This is a genomic window from Pseudomonas sp. HLS-6, from assembly GCF_002753995.1.
Lineage (GTDB): Bacteria > Pseudomonadota > Gammaproteobacteria > Pseudomonadales > Pseudomonadaceae > Aquipseudomonas > Aquipseudomonas defluvii.
Genome location: NZ_CP024478.1, coordinates 1,419,634 through 1,438,009 on the forward strand (window position 1 = coordinate 1,419,634; position 18,376 = coordinate 1,438,009).

Consider the following 18,376-nt stretch of genomic DNA (forward strand, 5'->3'; position numbering starts at 1 on the left):
TTACTGCCCTGAACATCCCCTGAATGCGGCCCATGCCATCGTGCATGGCCGCATTCAGCGCTTCTGCAAGGTTGTATAAAATATGCGTGTTCTGATCGCCGAACAGGATCATGCCCTTTACGCTCGTCTGTTGCGTGAGAGGGCTCCGGACCTGGAGGTTCTGACCAGTGGTGACTCCGCCGAGCTGGCGCGTCAGGCTGCAGACTGCCCCGTGTGGCTAGGGCAACCTGATCTGTTGGCGAGCCTGTTGCGCCAAGGGCACCAGCCTCAATGGCTGCAGTCGACCTGGGCGGGTATTACGCCACTGCTCGCCAATGAACTGCCTCGCCATTACCGCCTGACGCGGGCAGTAGGGATTTTTGGCCAGGTCATGGCTGAGTATGTGCTGACCTACATGCTGGTCCATGAACGTGAGGTGCTGGCCCGGCTGGTCAGCCAGGTAGAACGTAAATGGGATGGTCGCCCCGGACGTACGCTGGAAGGTCGGCGCGTATTGATTGTCGGCACCGGTGACATTGGTCAGCGGGTTGCGGAGTTTCTGTTGCCCTTTGGCGTCAAGCTGTATGGCGTTGCCAGCCAGGCGCGTGAGCAGGCACCGTTCATCGAGGTGGCGGGGTTGAACGACCTCGGCCGGCTGGTTGGTGAGGCTGACTATGTGATCAACCTGTTGCCAGATACGCCGGCTACCCATGATCTCTACAACGCAGCATTGTTTGCCCGGTTCAATCCGGATGCATTGTTCATCAATGCCGGGCGTGGTGTGGCGGTGGTGGATGCCGATCTGGTCAAGGCGTTGGAGAAGGGGCATTTGGCGGGCGCGGTCATCGACGTTTGTCGCCAGGAGCCTCTGCCGCAGCGCCATCCGTTCTGGACAGCCTTGGGGTTGTTGCTGACGGGTCACAGTTCGGCACCGACCTCGCCAGAGGCGATGGTGCAGTTGTTCGTTGAGAACCTGAAGGCTTACCGAGCCGGTGAGGCGCTGCGCGGCGAAGTGGATTTCAATCGCGGCTACTGACGGATCGCGTCCTGCAGGTGTTGGGCAGCAAGGTTGCCCAACACCTGGCAAGCGCCGTGTTTACAGGCTGAAGTCGCCTTCGGCGGCCAACTCGCTCAGCGGGCGGCGTGGGCTGGGGACTTCGCGGGCTTGCAGGCCTTCAGCAAGGCTGGCCTTGTCGCCCAGCTTGCCGATGGCCACGGCGGCATGCAGGTCATAGCCTTCAGGGATCTTGAGCTCTTTGCGGGTCAGGGCCTGGTCGAAACCGGCCATGCCATGGGTGTACCAGCCGCTCAAGCTGGCTTGCAGGGCCAGGTGGCCCCAGGCCGAGCCGGTGTCGAAGGTATGCCACAGTGCCGGGGTTTCTTCGCTGGCGCCAGGGGCGGTGAAGGTGGTCTTGGAGGCAATAATCACCAAGGCCGACGCGTGTTGTGCCCAACTGCGGTTGAATTCGTTGAGCAGGCCCAGGTAGCGCTCCCAGTTTGGCGTGTCACGGCGCGCGTAAAGGAACCGCCAGGGTTGTGAGTTGTAGGCCGACGGCGCCCAGCGGGCTGCTTCCAGGAAGCTCAGCAGGGTTTCTTCGCTGATCGGCTCGGCAGTGAAGGCACGTGGCGACCAGCGCTGGATGAACTGATCGTTGATGGCATAGTCGGCAACACGGGGATTGGCGCTCATGTAGGCGTTCCTGACGGGATTGAGAAATGGCAAGTAGGCTCAAGCTACTGTGCCGAGTCAGCGCTGACAAGCGGTCTGGCAATGAGTGATGACACGACCTAGACTGGCGCCGCCGCGCCGCTGCACATGAATTGAAACAGGAATCTGACACGATGGCTGTTAACGCCGCCCCCTTCTGGATGCGCAAAACCCTCGAGCAACTTGACCGCCAGGAGTGGGAGTCGCTATGCGATGGGTGTGGTCTGTGTTGCCTGCAAAAGCTCGAAGATGAAGACGACAACAGCGTCTACTACACGCGTATTGCGTGCAAACTGCTGGACCTGAAGAGCTGCCAGTGCCGCGACTACCCGAATCGCTTTGAGCAGGTGCCTGACTGCATCCAACTCACGCCGGGAACGGCCGATCAGTTCAAATGGCTACCGCCAACCTGTGCGTATCGCCTGGTCAGCGAGGGGCAGGACTTGCCGCAGTGGCACTACCTGGTGTGTGGTGATCGCGAACAGGTGCATAAACAGCGTATTTCCCAGTCTGGCCGAATGCTCAGCGAGACGACGGTGGCTGAGGATGATTGGGAAGACTATCTGATCTTTCGCGCCAGTTGAGGCGTACAAGCGCGCTGGGGCGCGGCATGGTGTCGTTGCAAGGAGTCGTTATGCGTGTGCGTTACCTGTGGGTGCTGGCCCTGCTGCTGTCGAGTGCGCCCGCCTGGGCCAAGAAAGTCGATCTGGATTATCACGTCCAATTATTGCCGCAGACGGGTCTGGCGCTGGTCAGCCTGACCCTGGCCGATGGGGCCGTAGTGCGCAGCCTGGATTTCGATCTGGGTACCCTGGGCAACTACAGCGAATTCAAGGGTGAAGGCCAGTGGCAACTCAAGGATAACGGTCGGCGTGGCCTGTGGCAGCCGGCGGCGGGCCAGTCCAGCCTGACCTACAAGGTGCAGTTGGATCACCGGCTCAAGGGCGGCATGTACGACAGTCGAATCACCCCGAACTGGGCGCTGTTTCGTGGCGATGACCTGGTACCGCCCGCACGTCTGGATCAACAGGACGGTACCGAATTGGTGGCCCGTCTGACCTTTGAGCTGCCTAGCGGCTGGAAGAGTGTCGAAACTGCGTGGCCACGCATCGGCAAGAATCGCTTCCGCATCGACCAGGTCTCCAGGTTGTTTGACCGTCCGACGGGGTGGATGTTGGCGGGCGACATCGGTAGCCGTCGCAGCCGACTCGGAGATACCGAGGTCACGGTAGCCGCCCCGAAAGGGCAGGGTATGCGCCGTCTTGATACCCTGACGCTGCTGACGTTCGTATGGCCGCAGTTGCAAGCCGTGTTTCCGCGCAATCCGCCCAAACTGCTGATCGTCGGAGGCCATGATCAACTCTGGCGCGGTACGCGCGCGGCAAACAACTCGATCTACTCACACAGCAGCCGGCCGTTGGTGAGCGAGAACGGCAGCAGCCCCTTGTTGCGTGAGCTGGTGCGGGCCTTCGCCGGGGTCAACGACATCCAGCACAGTGACTGGATAGGTGAGGGGCTGGCCGAGTACTACAGTATTGAATTGCTGCGCCGCTCCGGTGGGCTGGCCGATGACCGTTATCAAGTGCTGCAGGACAGCCTGACCAAGGCCTCAGCCAAGGTCACCAGCCTGCGCGGTGCCCAGGTCGATGGGCCGACCATTGCACGCGCCGTGCTGCTGTTACAGGCACTGGACCGGGAAATCCGTTTGCAGACCCACAACCAGCGTTCATTGGATGACGTGAGCCGGGCCATGATGCGCCTGAACAGCGTCAGCACCCAGGAGTTCGTTCAGCTCAGCGAGAGTGTGCTGGGTGGTTCGTCGAAGGTGCTGCAAACCAAATTGCTGGACTAGTCGTTACTTGAATTTCGGCCCGGACCGGGTGTTGTTGCCTTTGGCCATGCGGTCGTAGAGCACCACGTTCACAGTGGCTGCCAGGTTCATGCAGCCCTCGGTCGGTATGTAGATGGTTTCTTCGCACCAGTCGCGCACGCTCTGGTCGAGGGAGCCGTCTTCAGGGCCGAAAATGTAGATGGCCCGGTCCGGGTGGGTGTAGGTCGGCAGCGGGCGGGCGCCCTCGACCAACTCCACCGCAACGGGCGTGCAGCCCAAGGGAATGATTTTCTGCAGATCGTCGATGCCGATCAGTGGGATGTCGTAATGTACGCGCTTGGTATCGGTGACGAAGTCGCGGGCGCGTTCATAGCGTTTTCCCGTGTAAAACACCGAGTTGACGCCATAGCAGCCTGCCGCACGCATGACCGAGCCTACGTTTTCTGCAGATTTGGGGTTGAACAGTCCTATGCAGCTGTACCGTTTGTTCGCCACGTGCCGGGGCCCTTGAGAAAAAACACGATTATACGGGCTTGCCGGCACAGGCGGGGACGATCAGTCTTTTTTCAGCAGGCTCGCCAGCCCGGCGAACGGGTTATGGGTTGCCTTGGCGATCGTCGGGCTGCTGGTCGACCCTTCGCTGAAGTACTGCTGGTCGGTATAGCGTGCGTGTTCGTTGTCGTGGCAGAACAGGCACAGCAGCTCCCAGTTCGAGCCGTCCTGGGGGTTGTTATCGTGGTTGTGGTCGCGGTGATGCACGGTCAGCTCGCTCAGGCGCTTGCCGGAGAACTCACGGGCACAGCGTCCACAGACATGCGGGTACATCTTCAGGGCCTTGTCGCGATAGCCCATTTCACGGTCGCGTTTGGCATCGGCGAGGATGCGGTCCAGACGTGCGGTGGCGGAGGAGGGTGTTGCCGAGCTCATGGAGGTACCTTTTTATCGGGCTTGTTACGGTTATGCCCTTGAGTTTAGCTGTTTGCCAAGGGAATCGGGCAGGCGCATTTGCTGTCTTAGGCGTAGCCTTTAGACAAACGGCCCGAAGGAGCACTGGTATGCGCTATCTGATTGCAGCAGTAATGGTCCTGACTACCCTGGGGGCTGCTTCAGCCCAGGACCTGCAACCACGGCCTATCGCGCCCGTTCCGGGAGCGCCGGGAACGCCAACGCCGACCCCATACCCGCAGGTGGCACCACCAAGTATCCCCAAGGCTGGCGATAGCCGCAGCGGTTCGCCGTTGTTGCCACCGATGCCGCTGCCGAACCCGCCGAAAGATCAGCCACTACCGGGGCTGACCCCCGCGCCAGACGTCGACAAGCCGACCAAGGACTAGGTCGATGGGCGGCTTTGCTCAGGCGTGGTGCGGCAGTCAAAAACGGCGTTACGCCAGGCCCAGCACCTTGAAGACAAAACCGTACTCCAGCGCTACATCGCGCAGCCCCTGGTAGCGACCGCTCATACCGCCATGGCCTGCGCCCAGGTCGGTCTTGAGCAGCAGCAGGTTGTCGTCGGTCTTGGTTGCCCGCAGCTTCGCCACCCATTTGGCGGCTTCCCAATACTGCACGCGGCTGTCGTTGTAGCCTGCAATCACCAGCAGTGCGGGGTACGCCTGAGCCTTGACGTTCTCATACGGTGCGTAGGCCTTGATCCGCTCATGGACGGCTGGCTCTTCAGGGTTGCCCCACTCGTCGTACTCGGTAACGGTCAATGGCAGATCCGGGTCGAGCATGGTGTTGAGTACGTCGACGAAAGGCACCTCGGCGATGGCAGCCTTGAACAGTTCCGGGCGCTGGTTGAGTACCGCCCCGATCAGCAGGCCGCCAGCACTGCCACCACTGATGACCAACTGCTCGGCATGGGTGACGTTGCTGGCAATCAAGTGCTCGGCACAGGCGATGAAATCGCTGAACGTATTGCCTTTGTGCTCCTGCTTGCCTGCACGGTACCAGGCTTCGCCCAACTCGCCGCCGCCACGTACATGGGCGATGGCAAAGGCCACGCCGCGTTCAAGCAGGCTCAGGCGAGCGTGAGAGAACCAGGGGTCGAGGCTTTCGCCGTAGGCGCCGTAACCATACAGGTACAGCGGAACGGGCTTGCCGACGTCCTGGCGACGTTGAACCAGGCTGATCGGCACGCGTGTACCGTCGGCGGCGGTAGCCCACAGGCGCTGGCTGACATAGTCGTCAGCATCGAACGGGCCCAGTACGGGGGTCTGCTTGAGGACCTGTTGCGCACCGTTTGCCAGCTCCAGCTGCCTGACCTGTGCCGGGCGATTGAGTGCCTCGTAGCGCAGGCGGACTCGTGTGCTGGTGAACTCCAGGCTGTCCTGCACGTAGAGGCTGTAGGCGGCATCGGGCAGTTCGACGCGGTAGGCAGCACGACCTTGAGGCTGCACTTCGATGATCGGCAGGCCGCCTTCACGCAGGCTCAGGGTCAGGGCGCTGGCATTAAGGCTGAAACCTTCGAGCATCACCTGCTCGCGATGGGGTACCAGCACCTGCCACTGGTCGCGTGTCGGGATGCTGTCGGCCACTGCGTGGAACAGCGCAAAATTGATGCCGTGCTGGTTGCTGCGGATAAACCAATGCCATTCACCGTCAAGTTGGCCGTGGTCAGGGTAGTACTCATGGTCTTCGACGCGTGGCGCCAGGCACGTGAAGTTCGCTTGCGGGTGATCGGCATCCAGCACCCAGGCTTCGCTGGTGGTCTTGCTGTTGAGCAGCAGGACCAGTTGACGTTCGGAGCTTGAACGGTAGCAGTTCAGAAAGAAACGTCCGTCAGCCTCCTCGAACACCGTTTCGGCCTGAGTGCTGCCCAGGCGATGACGCAGCAGCTTGTAGGGGCGGTGGGTGTCGTCCAGTTCGGCAAAGAACAGTGTCTGGCTGTCGTTGGCCCAGGTCATGCTGCCGTCGCAGTCGTCGAACGGCAGTGCCTGGACGGCGCCGTTGCTCAGTTCTTTGACGTACAGGGTGTAAACCTCATCGCCGCTGGTATCCAGGCTGTAGGCCAGGCGCTGGTGGTCGGGGCTGACATTGAACGCGCCCAGCGACAGGAAGCCGCCATTGGCCAGGCTGTTGGGATCGAGCAGCAGTTCTTCGCGGCTTTCGTCTACGGTCGGCGAGTCGTCAGCCGGGCGTGGGCAGCGGTAGTGGCGAGGGTACTCGTCGCCGGCGGTGGTGCGGGTGTAGTAAAGGTACGGTCCCCATGGCGAGGCCAGCGACAGATCGGTTTCCTTGATCCGGCCCTTGATCTCCTGGAACAGCTGTTCGCGCAGCTCGGCCTGGTCAGCGAGCTGCGCCTGTTGATAGGCATTCTCGGCTTCCAGGTAGGCCATGACCTCAGGCGTGTCACGTTCCTGCAGCCAGGCATAAGGGTCGCTGCCGGCAGCTTTGTGGGCCACGGGGGCGTTGGAAACGGGGGAAACGGTGGGCATTGGAAGTTCTCTTGGCAGATCGGCGGCGAGGCCGTCTCAGACAGGGGGCGCCGGCACGCGGAAAAATCGTTATCATAAGCGTCTATTTGCCTAGCTTGCCACGGACGTCATGACCGAGAACGATTATCTGCTCGCCTGGGGCCTTTATGCCTTCGCAGCCTTGGGCTGCCTGTTGGTTTGGTTTCGCCTGACTCGCTGGATGTGGCGCTGGCTGCGCGAGCCACTGCGGGTGGCCGTCGCGGTGTTGCTGTTCACCCCGACCATTGTCGATCCTGGCCGTGACCTGTTCGCACCGGCCATTGCCATCAGTGCCCTGGACCTGGCCTTCAAGGTGGGTAGTAATGTGCTGCGCGCCGCGTCTGACCTGGCCATGTACGGCATGTTTGCCTTTGTCGCCTATCTGCTGTTCGTACTGGTGCGCTGGCCGCTGGAGCGCAACGCCCGTGCTCGCCGTGAAGCTGCCGAAGCGGCTGCCCAGCAGCGTGCCAACGCGCTTGAAGAGCAGGACCAACCGTTCACCAGCTCCGACCCTGGCCGCTACCGCAACGACCCACCTGCCAGCAGTGGTTCGCTACGGGTTGAACCACGCCTCTAACGCCTGCCTCAGAAGCGAGAACCGAGCATGTGTGAATTGTTGGGCATGAGCGCCAATGTGCCGACTGATATCGTTTTCAGCTTCACTGGGCTGATGCAGCGCGGTGGCCGCACTGGTCCTCACCGCGATGGCTGGGGTATCGGTTTTTACGAGGGCCGCGGCCTGCGCCTGTTTCAGGACCCTGCGGCAAGTTGTGAGTCGGAAGTGGCCAACCTCGTACAGCGCTACCCGATCAAGAGTGAAGTGGTCATCGGGCATATTCGCCAGGCCAACGTCGGCAAGGTTTGCCTGTCCAATACCCACCCGTTCGTTCGTGAGCTGTGGGGGCGCAACTGGTGCTTTGCCCACAACGGCCAGTTGGCGGGCTTCCAGGCCTTGAGGACCTTCTACCGTCCGGTGGGTGATACCGACAGCGAGGCGGCGTTTTGCGACCTGCTTAACCGCGTGCGCGAGGCGTTCCCGGAGCCGGTCGATGTCGAGCAACTGCTGCCGGTGCTGGTTGCTGCGTGCGATGAGTATCGCAGCAAGGGCGTGTTCAATGGCTTGCTCAGCGATGGTGACTGGCTGTTCTGCTATTGCTCGACCAAACTGGTGCATATCACCCGGCGCGCGCCTTTCGGCCCGGCTCGATTGAAAGATGTCGACATGATCGTCGACTTTCAGGCTGAAACAACACCCAATGACGTTGTCACGGTCATCGCCACCGAAGCGCTGACCGAGAACGAAACCTGGCACCGTTATGAGCCCGGGCAGTGGGGGCTTTGGCGGCGCGGGGAATGTATCGCTCAAGGCCGGACGGAATAAGGATCATCATGCTCAGGAGCTACTTGCGGCTGTTGTTGTTCACCTGCGGTTTGCTGTTGGGTGTGCAGGTGCCCGGTTTGATCAATGACTACAGCCAGAGGGTGCAGGCCCATCTGTTGGAGTCGCGTGAAGGGCTAAAGGGCTTTGAGCAGACGGCTCAACGTTTCTTCAACGGTGATCTGCAGGCCTTGGTGCGGCATTACCGGGCCAGTGACGACCCGGTGTTCCGCAGTGATGCAGACAGTATCGATAGCCTGCTCGGCCGCAACCGCCTGCTTGAGGGCGAATGGCAGATCCTGCAGGGGCCGTGGCTGGCCCGTACCTGGCATGTGCTGGTGGCTGCCGATGCTCAGTTACGCGACGAAACACTGAAGGGCTACAGCTATCAGGTCTTGCTGGTTCCCGAGGCGATTGCCTGGGGCCTGGGGTGCGCATTGTTACCGGCATTGCTGCTGGAGAGCTTACTGTTGTTGATCGGCTGGGTATTGCTGGGCGGGCGGCGCAAGCCGGTGCAGCCGAGCTGGCGTTAAACCAGCACGATGTGCTGCGCTCCGGCATGGCTGGCATAACGCTCGAGCACGTTACGGCACAGGGCGACGACCTCGTCCGTCCATTGCACCCCGGTTTGCCAGGCTACCACCAGTTCAAGGCTTGGCGGTTGTCGCTCAAGGTGCAGTTGGCTGAGTTCGCCCCGTGCCAGTTCTTCGCTGACCAGTGCCGGCGGTAAGGCGCCGATGCCGAACCCGTCGCGCAGCAGGCGTGTGATGGCGGCCACGGAGTTCACGCAGTTCAGCCGAGGCGTACTGACGCCTTCCGCCTGCAACAGGCTCAAGACTTCCTGGTGGGGGCGCGAGTTCTTTGAGAAGGTGACGATGCGCTCACGGGCCAAGTCAGCCAGTGAGGTGTACGCCCGGTTGTAGATCGATTGACTGGCGACGATCCAGCCCATGGGATACCGCGCCAGGTCGAGGCTGCGGATTGAGGCTTCGCGGAGCAGGTCGGTCTGCAGGATGACATCGAGGAAGCCCTTCTGCAGTTGTTCACGCAGGTTGAGTGCCGTATCGGCGACCAGCTCGATTTCGACCTGCGGGTAATGCTCCATCAACTCCGACACCAGGGTACTCATCCAGGTGTGAATGACCGTGTCCATCACCCCCAGGCGTATGCGTCCGACCTTGGCTCGGTCGCTGTCCAGCGATTGCCTCAGGGCCTTGGCGGTGCCCAGCATCTGTTCGGCATATTCCAGCACCTTACTGCCTTCGGGCGTCAGGCTGACGCCGCGTGAGTCACGTAGCAGCAGCCGCACCCCGAGGTCTGCTTCCAGTGCAGCAATACGGCTGGAGATCGAGGCCTGCGTGGTGAAGAGTTTTTCGGCCGTCAGGCGAAAGCTCTTCAGGCGGGCCACCCAGACGAAGGTTTCGAGGAATTTGAGATTCATTGCAGGCTCGCTCAAGCAGGGCAATCAAATTTTTCTTATGCCAGACCGCAGCTTTTTCTCGTTGGACGGGCACCTGCCTGACGTCAAAAAATGTTCGCCAGGCTGCGACACAGAGCGTCGCCTTAAAAACAATACCAACAAGCTGAGGCAAGCATGAACCCATCTGGCGTGCAGCAACAGGTCAAATGCAGTGATGTGGCCGGGCCATTTGCCTGGTACCGCAACATCAACAAGCAAGAGCGTCGAACATTCTGGAGCTGCAAGATCGGCTATGGCCTTGATGGCATGGATACCCAGATGCTCAGCTTCGTGATCCCGACATTGATCGCGCTGTGGGGGATCACCACTGCCGAGGCGGGCCTGATTCATACCTCTACCCTGATCGCGTCAGCGTTGGGCGGCTGGATTGCCGGGATTCTTTCTGACCGTATTGGCCGGGTCCGTACCTTGCAGTTGACGGTGCTCTGGTTTGCGTTCTTCACCTTTCTATGTGGCTTTGCCCAGAACTACGAGCAATTGCTGATCGCTCGGACCTTGATGGGCTTCGGCTTCGGCGGCGAGTGGACTGCTGGGGCGGTGCTGATCGGTGAGGTCATCCGTGCCCAGGATCGGGGCAAGGCCGTAGGCATGGTGCAATCCGGTTGGGCCATTGGTTGGGGGCTGACAGCAATCCTCTACGCTGTGCTGTTCTCGTTGCTGCCAGCCGAAGATGCCTGGCGCGCATTGTTCCTGCTGGGGCTGGTTCCAGCGGTGTTTGTGATTTTCGTTCGTCGCCTGGTCAAGGACCCTGAGGTCTACCGTGCAGCCAAGGCGGTTGAATCAGCAGAAGCACCGTCGCACTTCTACGAAATTTTTGCTCCGGGCATGCGCTCGATTACCTTGCGGGCATCGCTGCTGACCACCGGTGCGCTGGGCGGTTATTACGCCATCACGTCGTGGTTGCCAACGTTCCTCAAGAACGAACGCGGCCTGAGCGTGCTGGGAACGGGTGGCTACCTGGCCATGGTGATTTTTGGCTCTTACGTCGGCTATGTGATCAGCGCGTACCTCACTGATCTGTTGGGGCGTAAAAAGAACTTCATTCTCTTTGCCGTCGGCTCGTTCGTGATCGTGCTGTTGTACACCCAGATTCCGGTCAGTGATGGTGTGATGCTCTGGCTGGGTTTTCCACTGGGTTTCTTCGCTTCAGGTATCTTCAGCGGTATGGGAGCGTTTTTGACCGAACTCTTTCCGACGCGCATTCGTGGTTCGGGGCAGGGGTTCTGTTACAACATCGGTCGGGCGCTGGCGGCATTCTTTCCGTTGCTGATCGGCCTGCTTAGCCAGAAAGTCCCGTTGAGCTTTGGAATTGGTGGTTTTGCCGCCGTGTCGTATGGCGTAGTGATCCTGGCAGCATTGAGCTTGCCAGAAACGCGCGGCAAAGAACTTGAAGCGCGTTAAGGTAGGGGGCAGAAGAGATGGACGAAGGAGCAACGCGTGTGAGCCGCCTGTTACTCAATTGCGACATGGGTGAGAGCTTTGGTAGCTGGACCATGGGCCTGGATGCCGAGGTCATGCCCTTTATCGACTGCGCCAACATCGCCTGTGGCTTTCATGCCGGCGACCCAGGAATCATGCGCAAGACTGTGGCCTTGGCCGTTGCCCATGGCGTGACCATTGGCGCCCACCCGGCGTATCCAGACCTGGTGGGGTTTGGTCGCCGTTCCATGGCCTGTAGCGCCGAGGAAGTTCGCGACCTGCTGCTCTACCAGATGGGCGCGCTGGAGGGGATTTGCCGCGCGCAAGGCACCCGGGTGGCCTACATCAAGCCCCATGGGGCGCTCTATAACGACATGATGGCCGATCCGCGAACGTTGCGCGCGGTGCTGGAAGCCGTCGTTGCCTACGATCAGCAATTGCCCTTGATGCTGATGGCCACTGCCGATGATGGCGAGGCAGTGGCGTTGGGCCGCGAGTATGGTGTGACGTTGTGGTTCGAGGCATTTGCGGATCGGGCTTACGACCCAAACGGTCGGCTGGTGTCGCGGCGGTTGCCGGGGGCTGTGCATCATGACCCCGCGCGGATTGTCGAGCAGGCGCTGCGCCTGGCGCGCGGCGAGGCGCTAACGGCCAGTGATGGCAGCCCGGTGCTGCTCAAGGCCCAGACGCTTTGCGTGCATGGCGATAACGACAGCTCGGTGGCGGCTGTACGGCAGATCCGTCAGGCCCTCGATGCGCTGGTGACGTCATGAAGCTGCGGATCGAAGTGGTCGCTGTCGACAGCCTGATGGTGCGGTTGTTCGATGTCATTGATGAAGCCAACATGCCCTGGATGCTGGCGGCACGTCAGCGGTTGCAGGCCGCCTTTGGCGGGCGTCTTGTGGACCTAGTGCCGTCCTACACCACGTTGATGGTGCAGTTCGACCTGCTGCAGATGTCCCCCACTGAGGCGCGCAGCTGCATTGAACAGGCGCTGGCGCATGTGCAGCCTGACCCTGGCAGTGCTGGTCGGCGTCATGAAATACCGGTGTGGTATGACCCCAGTGTCGGTCCGGAACTGACAGTGCTGGCTCAGCGCATTGGCAAGTCGCCGGCTGAGGTGATTCGATTGCACAGTGAGCGCGAGTATCAGGTGTTCGCGCTGGGCTTTGCGCCGGGTTTTGCCTTTATGGGGTTGGTTGATGAGTGCCTGGCGAGCCCGCGTCTGGCAACCCCGCGCAAGCGCGTGGCAGCCGGCAGCGTGGGGATCGCCGAGCGCCAGACCGCGGCCTACCCGGCCGTATCGCCAGGGGGCTGGAACCTGATCGGGCGTACGCCAAGCGCGCTGTTTGACCGTGATCGCGAGGGCTACAGCCTGTTGCAGCCTGGTGATCGGGTGCGTTTTGTGTCCGTCGATCATGCGACGTTCATGCGCCTGGGTGGTGACGATACGCCATTGGAGGTGCAGGCATGAGCCGACTGCTGATTGAGGCCAGCACGCCATTGTGTCTCTTGCAGGATGCCGGGCGTTTTGGTGTGCGCCATTTGGGTGTTACTCAGGGCGGAGCGCTGGATTGGGTCTCGATGCGCTGGGCCAACTGGCTATTGGGTAATGCCTTTGATGCCCCGGTGGTTGAAATTACCTTGGGTGGGTTCAGCCTGATTGCAGAACAGGACGCTTGCCTGGCGCTGGCGGGTGCCGACCTGGATGCGCGGCTCGACGGGCAAGCGCTGGCGCCATGGCGCAGCTTCACCATGAGAAAAGGCCAACGCTTACGCTTCAACCAGCCGTTGTCGGGGGCGCGGGCTTACCTGGCAGCGCCAGCAGGCTTTGTCGCGCCGTTGGTGTTGGGAAGCTGTGCTTGCGTGGTACGTGAAGGTTTGGGTGGCCTGGACGGTTTTGGGGCTTCCTTGGCCGAGGGCGAGTACCTGACCTACACGGGCGTGGCGTCAGGCCTGCGGGAAGTCCCTGTTCAGCAGCGCCCCGACCTGCGCAGCAATGCGCCGCTGGATATGGTGCTGGGCGCACAGATTGGCGACTTCAGTGGCCAGAGCTTGTTCGATGCGTTCAACTCAGCGTGGGCACTTGATCGTCGCGCCGATCGGATGGGTATTCGCTTGCTTGGCCCAGCCTTGCAGTACCAGGGAGAACCGATGATTTCCGAGGGCATTCCCTTGGGCGCGGTGCAGGTACCACCGGACGGTCAGCCCATTGTGCTGCTCAACGATCGGCAGACCATTGGCGGCTACCCGCGCCTTGGCGCACTGACGCCGTTGGCGTTGGCACGACTGGCACAGTGCCTGCCTGAAAACGTCGTCACCTTCAGGCCGGTGCTGCAGGTACAGGCATACGAGCAGCAGCTGGCGTTTCTGCGTCAGTTTGAGTGAACGCCCATCGCCAGGTGTGGTTCCGGGCGTTGTTCTCTTACTTGGACAGAGACCGCATCCCTTCCTCGAGCCCACGCAGGGTCAGTGGAAACATACGGTCTTCGATCAACTCGCGGACAATGTTGGTCGAGGCCGTATACCCCCAGGTGTTCTTGGGGTATGGGTTGATCCAGATGAGCTTCTTGTACTTCTCCATGAAGCGTTGCATCCAGACGTAGCCCGCCTCTTCGTTCCAGTGCTCGACGCTGCCACCGGGCTGGGTGATCTCGTAGGGCGCCATGGCCGCATCACCAACGAACACCACTTTGTAGTCGGCACCGTACTTGTGCAGCAGGTCCATGGTGGACGTGCGCTCGGAGGTACGACGCAGGTTGTTCTTCCACACCGATTCGTAGATGAAATTGTGGAAGTAGTAGTACTCAAGGTGCTTGAACTCGGTCTTGCAGGCCGAGAACAGTTCCTCGCAGATTTTCACATGGGCGTCCATGGAGCCGCCGATATCGAACAGCAACAGCAGTTTTACGCTGTTGCGTCGTTCTGGGCGCATCTGGATATTCAGCAAGCCGGCATCACGGGCGGTATGGTCGATGGTGCCGTCGATGTCCAGTTCGTCGGCCGCCCCCTGGCGGGCGAACTTGCGCAGCCGGCGCAGGGCCAGCTTGATATTGCGCGTGCCCAGTTCAACCTGGTCGTCGAGGTTACGGTATTCGCGCTGATCCCAGACCTTGACTGCTTTGCCCTGACGTTTGCCTGCATCGCCGATGCGGATGCCTTCGGGGTTGAAACCGCCGGAGCCGAAGGGGCTGGTACCGCCCGTGCCAATCCATTTGTTGCCGCCGGCGTGGCGTTCCTTCTGTTCTTCCAGGCGCTTCTTGAACTCCTCGATCAGCTTGTCCAGCCCGCCAAGGGACTGGATCTGTGCGCGTTCTTCGTCGCTGAGCGAGCGCTCGAATTCCTTGCGCAGCCAGTCTTCTGGAATCAGCGCCTCCAGGTGTTGATCGAGGTTTTCCAGGCCTTTGAAGTAGGCCGAGAAGGCGCGGTCGAACTTGTCGAAGTGGCGTTCATCCTTGACCAGAATCGCCCGTGACAGGAAGTAGAACTCGTCCATGTCGGCAAAGGTCACGCCCTGCTTGAGTGCGTTGAGCAAATCAAGCAGCTCGCGTACCGACACCGGTACCTTTGCCGCGCGCATTTCATTGAACAGGTTGAGCAGCATGGCAGTCGCCCCTGATTGGTCTGTGGCAGATCAGCGATTGCCGCGACGGCTCATGAACGCCAGGCGCTCCAGCAGTTGTACGTCCTGCTCGTTCTTGACCAGGGCGCCAGCCAGCGGCGGAATGGCCTTGGTTGGATCGCGCTCGCGCAGCACGGCTTCACCGATGTTGTCGGCCATCAGCAGCTTGAGCCAGTCGACCAGTTCAGAGGTAGAGGGTTTTTTCTTCAGGCCCGGTACCTTGCGCACGTCGAAAAATACATCGAGTGCTTCGCTGACCAGGTCCTTCTTGATGTTGGGGTAGTGCACATCGACGATCTGCTGCAGGGTGTCGCGGTCAGGGAAGGCGATGTAGTGGAAGAAGCAGCGACGCAGGAAGGCATCAGGCAGCTCCTTTTCGTTGTTCGAGGTAATGATGATGATCGGACGCTGCTTGGCCTTGATCGTCTCGTCGGTCTCGTAAACGTAGAACTCCATCTTGTCGAGTTCCTGCAACAGGTCGTTGGGGAACTCGATGTCAGCCTTGTCGATTTCGTCGATCAGTAGAATGACGCGCTCTTCGGACTCGAACGCCTCCCAGAGCTTGCCCTTCTTCAGGTAGTTGCGCACGTCGTGCACCTTGTCCACACCCAGTTGCGAGTCGCGCAGGCGGCTGACCGCATCATACTCATACAGCCCCTGATGGGCCTTGGTGGTGGACTTGATGTGCCAGGTGATCAGTTTGGCGCCAAAGGATTGGGCCAGTTGTTCGGCGAGCATGGTCTTGCCGGTGCCGGGCTCACCCTTTACCAGCAACGGGCGTTCCAGGGTAATCGCCGCGTTGACCGCCAGTTTCAGGTCGTCTGTGGCGACATAAGCGCTGGTGCCTTCGAACTTCATGTAGCGATCCTCTAACGTAGCCCCAAGGGTACGTGGCCCCTGGTGGAAAAATGGTTATCCCCGACTATAACGCGCTGCCCGCTTGGCTGGGAACGCAGACGGAGCATTCAGTCTCTGAATGCTCCGTCACCTGGTGACCGGTGTAAGAGGATTTGTCTTGCACAGGGCGTGCGTGGGGCTGGACGCACTTCAGGGGCAGGCTTACCCTTGAAGTTTTCGCACGGTGCCAAAAGGACCCCGCCATGAGCCGCATTTTTGCTGACAACGCGCATTCCATCGGTAATACACCGCTGGTGCAGATCAACCGTATCGCCCCGCGCGGAGTGACCGTTCTGGCCAAGATCGAAGGGCGTAACCCTGGCTATTCGGTCAAATGCCGAATTGGCGCAAACATGATTTGGGATGCTGAAGGCAGCGGAAAGCTCAAGCCTGGCATGACCATCGTAGAGCCGACCTCGGGTAACACCGGTATTGGCCTGGCGTTTGTCGCGGCGGCCCGTGGCTACAAGTTGGTGCTGACCATGCCGGCGTCGATGAGTATCGAGCGTCGCAAGGTGCTCAAGGCATTGGGTGCTGAGCTGGTGTTGACCGAACCTGCCAAGGGGATGAAAGGCGCCATTGAGAAGGCCAACGAAATTGTTGCCAGCGACCCTGCCCAGTACTTCATGCCACAGCAGTTCGATAACCCGGCAAACCCGGCGATTCATGAAAAAACCACAGGGCCCGAAATCTGGAACGATACCGATGGTGCGGTGGATGTGCTGGTAGCGGGTGTTGGTACGGGCGGCACGATCACCGGCATTTCGCGTTACATCAAGAAGACCAAGGGCAAGGCGATTCTGTCGGTGGCGGTGGAACCCATGGTATCGCCGGTCATCACCCAGGCACTGGCCGGTGAAGAGATCAAGCCCAGCCCGCACAAAATCCAGGGTATTGGCGCAGGCTTCGTGCCGAAGAACCTTGACCTGTCGATGGTCGACCAGGTCGAGTTGGTCAGCGATGAAGAGTCCAAGGCCATGGCCCGGCGTTTGATGCAGGAGGAGGGCATCCTCTGTGGCATTTCCTGTGGTGCCGCGATGGCGGCGGCGATACGCCTGGCCGAAAAACCGGAAATGCAGGGCAAGACTATCGTGGTCATCCTGCCCGACTCCGGTGAACGTTACCTGTCGAGCATGTTGTTCAGTGACCTGTTCACCGACCAGGAAAACCAGCAGTAATACCGCTGCCTGTGCCGGTTTGCCTGATCCGCGGCAATATTCGCTGCCGCGCTTTGTTGCACAATCCTTAACAGTGATTGTCCGGCTCTGGTTGTTTTTACCAGAGCCGGATCGGTTTATCATGGCCGATTAATCGGCAGCGATGGCCTGATCGAAATTCCAAGGAGTGTTGCATGACCTTTTCCTTTGTCGCCAAGGCGGGTGTACTGCTGCTGTTTTTCGGCAGCACGCTCTATGTACATTTGCGCGGCAAGGCGCGTTTGCCGCTGTTGCGCCAGTTCGTCAACCATTCGGCATTGTTCGCCCCTTACAACGCCTTGATGTACCTGTTTTCCGGGGTGCCGTCCAAGCCCTACCTGGACCGCAACCGGTTCCCGGAGCTGGATGTGCTCAAGGACAACTGGGAAGTGATCCGCGAGGAGGCCATGCACCTCTTCGACGAGGGGTACATTCGTGCTGCCGAGAAAGACAACGACGCCGGTTTCGGCTCGTTCTTCAAGAAGGGCTGGAAGCGTTTCTACCTGAAGTGGTACGACAAGCCGCTGCCGTCGGCCAACGCACTGTGCCCGAAGACCGTTGAACTGGTCAGCAGCATCCCCAACGTCAAGGGCGCCATGTTTGCCCTGCTGCCTGGTGGTAGCCACCTGAACCCGCACCGTGACCCCTTTGCCGGTTCCCTGCGTTATCACCTGGGCCTGTCGACGCCCAACTCGGACGACTGCCGGATCTACGTCGATGGTCAGGCCTATGCCTGGCGCGACGGTGAAGATGTGATGTTCGATGAGACCTACGTGCATTGGGTGAAAAACGAAACCGACACGACGCGCGTGATCCTGTTCTGTGATATCGAACGGCCGCTCAGCAGCCCGCTGATGACACGCATCAACCGCAGTGTCAGTGCGTTCCTTGGCCGTGCGACGGCACCGCAGAACACCGATGACGAGCGTGTTGGCGGTATCAACCAGGCGTATGCCTGGAGCAAGCGTTTCAGTAACGTCATCAGTAGCAAGGTCAAGCAGTTCAAGCGGGCCAACCCAAAAGCCTATCGGATCATGCGCCCGGTGCTGGCCGTGCTTGTTGCCTACCTGTTGTACCGCTGGTTGTTCTGACCCCTTGCGCTGTTACCGGGTGCTGACTATAGTCAGGCCCGGTAGGCCATGTGCCTTTCGTTATTCCCTCTATTGAAGAACTGATCATGCCCGCATTCTGTCCAGTCACTGCATACGCTGCCGCGCCCGACGCGGTAGTTGTCGTGCGTGGCGCGCAGCAGCCGGCCATGATCAGCCATTACCCACCACCTGTCAGTGGCGTTCCAGGGTGTGTCGTAGCACCCCCAGGCGTGGTTGTCGTAGTGGGCTGAGCAGCTGGTGCTGCGACATCCCCCGATTACGCCTGAACACTACTGAAAGCGGTTGACTGTCCTTTTGCGGCA

The 18,376-nt window shown here is 60.4% G+C and carries 20 protein-coding genes; 13 read left to right on the forward strand and 7 right to left on the reverse strand.

Annotated features, from left to right (window positions below; genetic code table 11):
* Positions 1 to 82 precede the first annotated feature (82 nt).
* A complete protein-coding gene (locus CS390_RS06520) occupies positions 83 to 1,015 on the forward strand; it encodes a D-2-hydroxyacid dehydrogenase (protein ID WP_099773823.1) in 933 nt (310 codons plus the stop codon).
* Positions 1,016 to 1,075: 60 nt separating this feature from the next.
* On the opposite strand, the gene CS390_RS06525 is transcribed toward CS390_RS06520, so the two are convergent.
* Positions 1,076 to 1,669: a nitroreductase family protein gene (locus CS390_RS06525; RefSeq protein ID WP_099773824.1), complete on the reverse strand. Its 594-nt coding sequence runs from the start codon at positions 1,667 to 1,669 to the stop codon at positions 1,076 to 1,078.
* 152 nt (positions 1,670 to 1,821) lie between these two features.
* On the opposite strand from CS390_RS06525, the gene CS390_RS06530 reads away from it, so the two are divergent.
* Both CS390_RS06530 and CS390_RS06535 read left to right on the forward strand, forming a co-directional pair.
* Positions 1,822 to 2,271 carry a YcgN family cysteine cluster protein gene (locus CS390_RS06530; RefSeq protein WP_065759256.1) on the forward strand — a complete coding sequence of 150 codons (450 nt, stop codon included), beginning with the start codon at positions 1,822 to 1,824 and terminating at the stop codon, positions 2,269 to 2,271.
* Positions 2,272 to 2,321: 50 nt separating this feature from the next.
* Positions 2,322 to 3,539, forward strand: coding sequence for a hypothetical protein (locus CS390_RS06535; protein WP_099773825.1), 1,218 nt, complete (start codon positions 2,322 to 2,324; stop codon positions 3,537 to 3,539).
* Positions 3,540 to 3,542: 3 nt separating this feature from the next.
* Here the strand turns inward: CS390_RS06535 and CS390_RS06540 are convergent, their stop codons facing one another.
* Entirely contained in the window at positions 3,543 to 4,013 is a 471-nt protein-coding gene (locus tag CS390_RS06540) for an RNA methyltransferase (protein WP_065759258.1), read from the reverse strand.
* 60 nt (positions 4,014 to 4,073) lie between these two features.
* Positions 4,074 to 4,445, reverse strand: a complete 372-nt coding sequence (locus CS390_RS06545; protein ID WP_065759259.1) for a YajD family HNH nuclease — start codon at positions 4,443 to 4,445, stop codon at positions 4,074 to 4,076.
* 128 nt (positions 4,446 to 4,573) lie between these two features.
* Between CS390_RS06545 and CS390_RS06550 the strand changes: the two genes are divergently transcribed.
* Positions 4,574 to 4,852 carry a hypothetical protein gene (locus tag CS390_RS06550; protein ID WP_065759260.1) on the forward strand — a complete coding sequence of 93 codons (279 nt, stop codon included), beginning with the start codon at positions 4,574 to 4,576 and terminating at the stop codon, positions 4,850 to 4,852.
* Between the two features lie 48 nt (positions 4,853 to 4,900).
* Here the strand turns inward: CS390_RS06550 and CS390_RS06555 are convergent, their stop codons facing one another.
* Complete coding sequence (locus CS390_RS06555; RefSeq protein WP_099773826.1) at positions 4,901 to 6,952, reverse strand: S9 family peptidase; 2,052 nt, start codon at positions 6,950 to 6,952, stop codon at positions 4,901 to 4,903.
* 109 nt (positions 6,953 to 7,061) lie between these two features.
* Here CS390_RS06555 and CS390_RS06560 point away from each other — a divergent pair, with 109 nt between their 5' ends.
* From CS390_RS06560 to CS390_RS06570, 3 genes are read left to right on the forward strand one after another with little or no spacing between them, the layout of a single operon-like run.
* Entirely contained in the window at positions 7,062 to 7,547 is a 486-nt protein-coding gene (locus CS390_RS06560; RefSeq protein ID WP_099773827.1) for an MFS transporter, read from the forward strand.
* Positions 7,548 to 7,574: 27 nt separating this feature from the next.
* Entirely contained in the window at positions 7,575 to 8,351 is a 777-nt protein-coding gene (locus CS390_RS06565; RefSeq protein ID WP_065759263.1) for a class II glutamine amidotransferase, read from the forward strand.
* An 8-nt stretch (positions 8,352 to 8,359) separates the two neighbouring features.
* Entirely contained in the window at positions 8,360 to 8,881 is a 522-nt protein-coding gene (locus tag CS390_RS06570; protein ID WP_065759264.1) for a DUF2937 family protein, read from the forward strand.
* Here CS390_RS06570 and CS390_RS06575 read toward each other — a convergent pair.
* Positions 8,878 to 9,789 carry a LysR family transcriptional regulator gene (locus CS390_RS06575; RefSeq protein WP_065759265.1) on the reverse strand — a complete coding sequence of 304 codons (912 nt, stop codon included), beginning with the start codon at positions 9,787 to 9,789 and terminating at the stop codon, positions 8,878 to 8,880. The two genes, CS390_RS06570 and CS390_RS06575, sit on opposite strands and share 4 nt — an antisense overlap.
* A 153-nt stretch (positions 9,790 to 9,942) precedes the next feature.
* Between CS390_RS06575 and CS390_RS06580 the strand changes: the two genes are divergently transcribed.
* Genes CS390_RS06580 through CS390_RS06595 form a run of 4 tightly spaced genes read left to right on the forward strand, consistent with a single transcriptional unit; the run spans position 9,943 to position 13,635 of the window.
* On the forward strand, positions 9,943 to 11,229 hold the full coding sequence (locus tag CS390_RS06580) for an MFS transporter (protein ID WP_099773828.1): 1,287 nt from the start codon (positions 9,943 to 9,945) through the stop codon (positions 11,227 to 11,229).
* Positions 11,230 to 11,246: 17 nt separating this feature from the next.
* On the forward strand, positions 11,247 to 12,020 hold the full coding sequence (locus CS390_RS06585; protein WP_099773829.1) for a 5-oxoprolinase subunit PxpA: 774 nt from the start codon (positions 11,247 to 11,249) through the stop codon (positions 12,018 to 12,020).
* The gene (gene pxpB, locus CS390_RS06590) at positions 12,017 to 12,721 is read left to right on the forward strand and encodes a 5-oxoprolinase subunit PxpB (protein WP_099773830.1); all 705 of its coding nucleotides are present in this window, start codon (positions 12,017 to 12,019) and stop codon (positions 12,719 to 12,721) included. The genes CS390_RS06585 and pxpB overlap by 4 nt, the downstream gene beginning before the upstream one ends.
* Positions 12,718 to 13,635, forward strand: a complete 918-nt coding sequence (locus tag CS390_RS06595) for a biotin-dependent carboxyltransferase family protein (RefSeq protein WP_099773831.1) — start codon at positions 12,718 to 12,720, stop codon at positions 13,633 to 13,635. Before pxpB ends, CS390_RS06595 begins: the two co-directional genes overlap by 4 nt.
* Positions 13,636 to 13,672: 37 nt before the next feature.
* Here CS390_RS06595 and CS390_RS06600 read toward each other — a convergent pair whose 3' ends face one another.
* The gene (locus tag CS390_RS06600) at positions 13,673 to 14,851 is read right to left on the reverse strand and encodes a VWA domain-containing protein (protein WP_099773832.1); all 1,179 of its coding nucleotides are present in this window, start codon (positions 14,849 to 14,851) and stop codon (positions 13,673 to 13,675) included.
* A 30-nt stretch (positions 14,852 to 14,881) separates the two neighbouring features.
* Positions 14,882 to 15,727 carry a MoxR family ATPase gene (locus tag CS390_RS06605; protein WP_065761662.1) on the reverse strand — a complete coding sequence of 282 codons (846 nt, stop codon included), beginning with the start codon at positions 15,725 to 15,727 and terminating at the stop codon, positions 14,882 to 14,884.
* Between the two features lie 242 nt (positions 15,728 to 15,969).
* Here CS390_RS06605 and cysK point away from each other — a divergent pair, with 242 nt between their 5' ends.
* Entirely contained in the window at positions 15,970 to 16,944 is a 975-nt protein-coding gene (gene cysK, locus CS390_RS06610) for a cysteine synthase A (protein ID WP_099773833.1), read from the forward strand.
* 173 nt (positions 16,945 to 17,117) lie between these two features.
* Positions 17,118 to 18,053 (forward strand): aspartyl/asparaginyl beta-hydroxylase domain-containing protein, encoded by a 936-nt coding sequence (locus CS390_RS06615; protein WP_099773834.1) that lies wholly within the window; start codon positions 17,118 to 17,120, stop codon positions 18,051 to 18,053.
* Positions 18,054 to 18,376: the final 323 nt, after the last annotated feature.

Coding starts and splice junctions, on each gene's coding strand:
- CS390_RS06535 (WP_099773825.1), top strand. CDS start 2,322: ATGCGTGTGCGTTACCTGTGGGTGCTGGCCCTGCTGCTGTCGAGTGCG.
- CS390_RS06530 (WP_065759256.1), top strand. CDS start 1,822: ATGGCTGTTAACGCCGCCCCCTTCTGGATGCGCAAAACCCTCGAGCAA.
- cysK (WP_099773833.1), top strand. CDS start 15,970: ATGAGCCGCATTTTTGCTGACAACGCGCATTCCATCGGTAATACACCG.
- CS390_RS06570 (WP_065759264.1), top strand. CDS start 8,360: ATGCTCAGGAGCTACTTGCGGCTGTTGTTGTTCACCTGCGGTTTGCTG.
- CS390_RS06585 (WP_099773829.1), top strand. CDS start 11,247: ATGGACGAAGGAGCAACGCGTGTGAGCCGCCTGTTACTCAATTGCGAC.
- CS390_RS06600 (WP_099773832.1), bottom strand. CDS start 14,851: ATGCTGCTCAACCTGTTCAATGAAATGCGCGCGGCAAAGGTACCGGTG.
- CS390_RS06575 (WP_065759265.1), bottom strand. CDS start 9,789: ATGAATCTCAAATTCCTCGAAACCTTCGTCTGGGTGGCCCGCCTGAAG.
- CS390_RS06580 (WP_099773828.1), top strand. CDS start 9,943: ATGAACCCATCTGGCGTGCAGCAACAGGTCAAATGCAGTGATGTGGCC.
- CS390_RS06550 (WP_065759260.1), top strand. CDS start 4,574: ATGCGCTATCTGATTGCAGCAGTAATGGTCCTGACTACCCTGGGGGCT.
- CS390_RS06555 (WP_099773826.1), bottom strand. CDS start 6,952: ATGCCCACCGTTTCCCCCGTTTCCAACGCCCCCGTGGCCCACAAAGCT.
- CS390_RS06605 (WP_065761662.1), bottom strand. CDS start 15,727: ATGAAGTTCGAAGGCACCAGCGCTTATGTCGCCACAGACGACCTGAAA.
- CS390_RS06595 (WP_099773831.1), top strand. CDS start 12,718: ATGAGCCGACTGCTGATTGAGGCCAGCACGCCATTGTGTCTCTTGCAG.
- CS390_RS06525 (WP_099773824.1), bottom strand. CDS start 1,669: ATGAGCGCCAATCCCCGTGTTGCCGACTATGCCATCAACGATCAGTTC.
- pxpB (WP_099773830.1), top strand. CDS start 12,017: ATGAAGCTGCGGATCGAAGTGGTCGCTGTCGACAGCCTGATGGTGCGG.
- CS390_RS06545 (WP_065759259.1), bottom strand. CDS start 4,445: ATGAGCTCGGCAACACCCTCCTCCGCCACCGCACGTCTGGACCGCATC.
- CS390_RS06565 (WP_065759263.1), top strand. CDS start 7,575: ATGTGTGAATTGTTGGGCATGAGCGCCAATGTGCCGACTGATATCGTT.
- CS390_RS06560 (WP_099773827.1), top strand. CDS start 7,062: ATGACCGAGAACGATTATCTGCTCGCCTGGGGCCTTTATGCCTTCGCA.
- CS390_RS06615 (WP_099773834.1), top strand. CDS start 17,118: ATGACCTTTTCCTTTGTCGCCAAGGCGGGTGTACTGCTGCTGTTTTTC.
- CS390_RS06520 (WP_099773823.1), top strand. CDS start 83: ATGCGTGTTCTGATCGCCGAACAGGATCATGCCCTTTACGCTCGTCTG.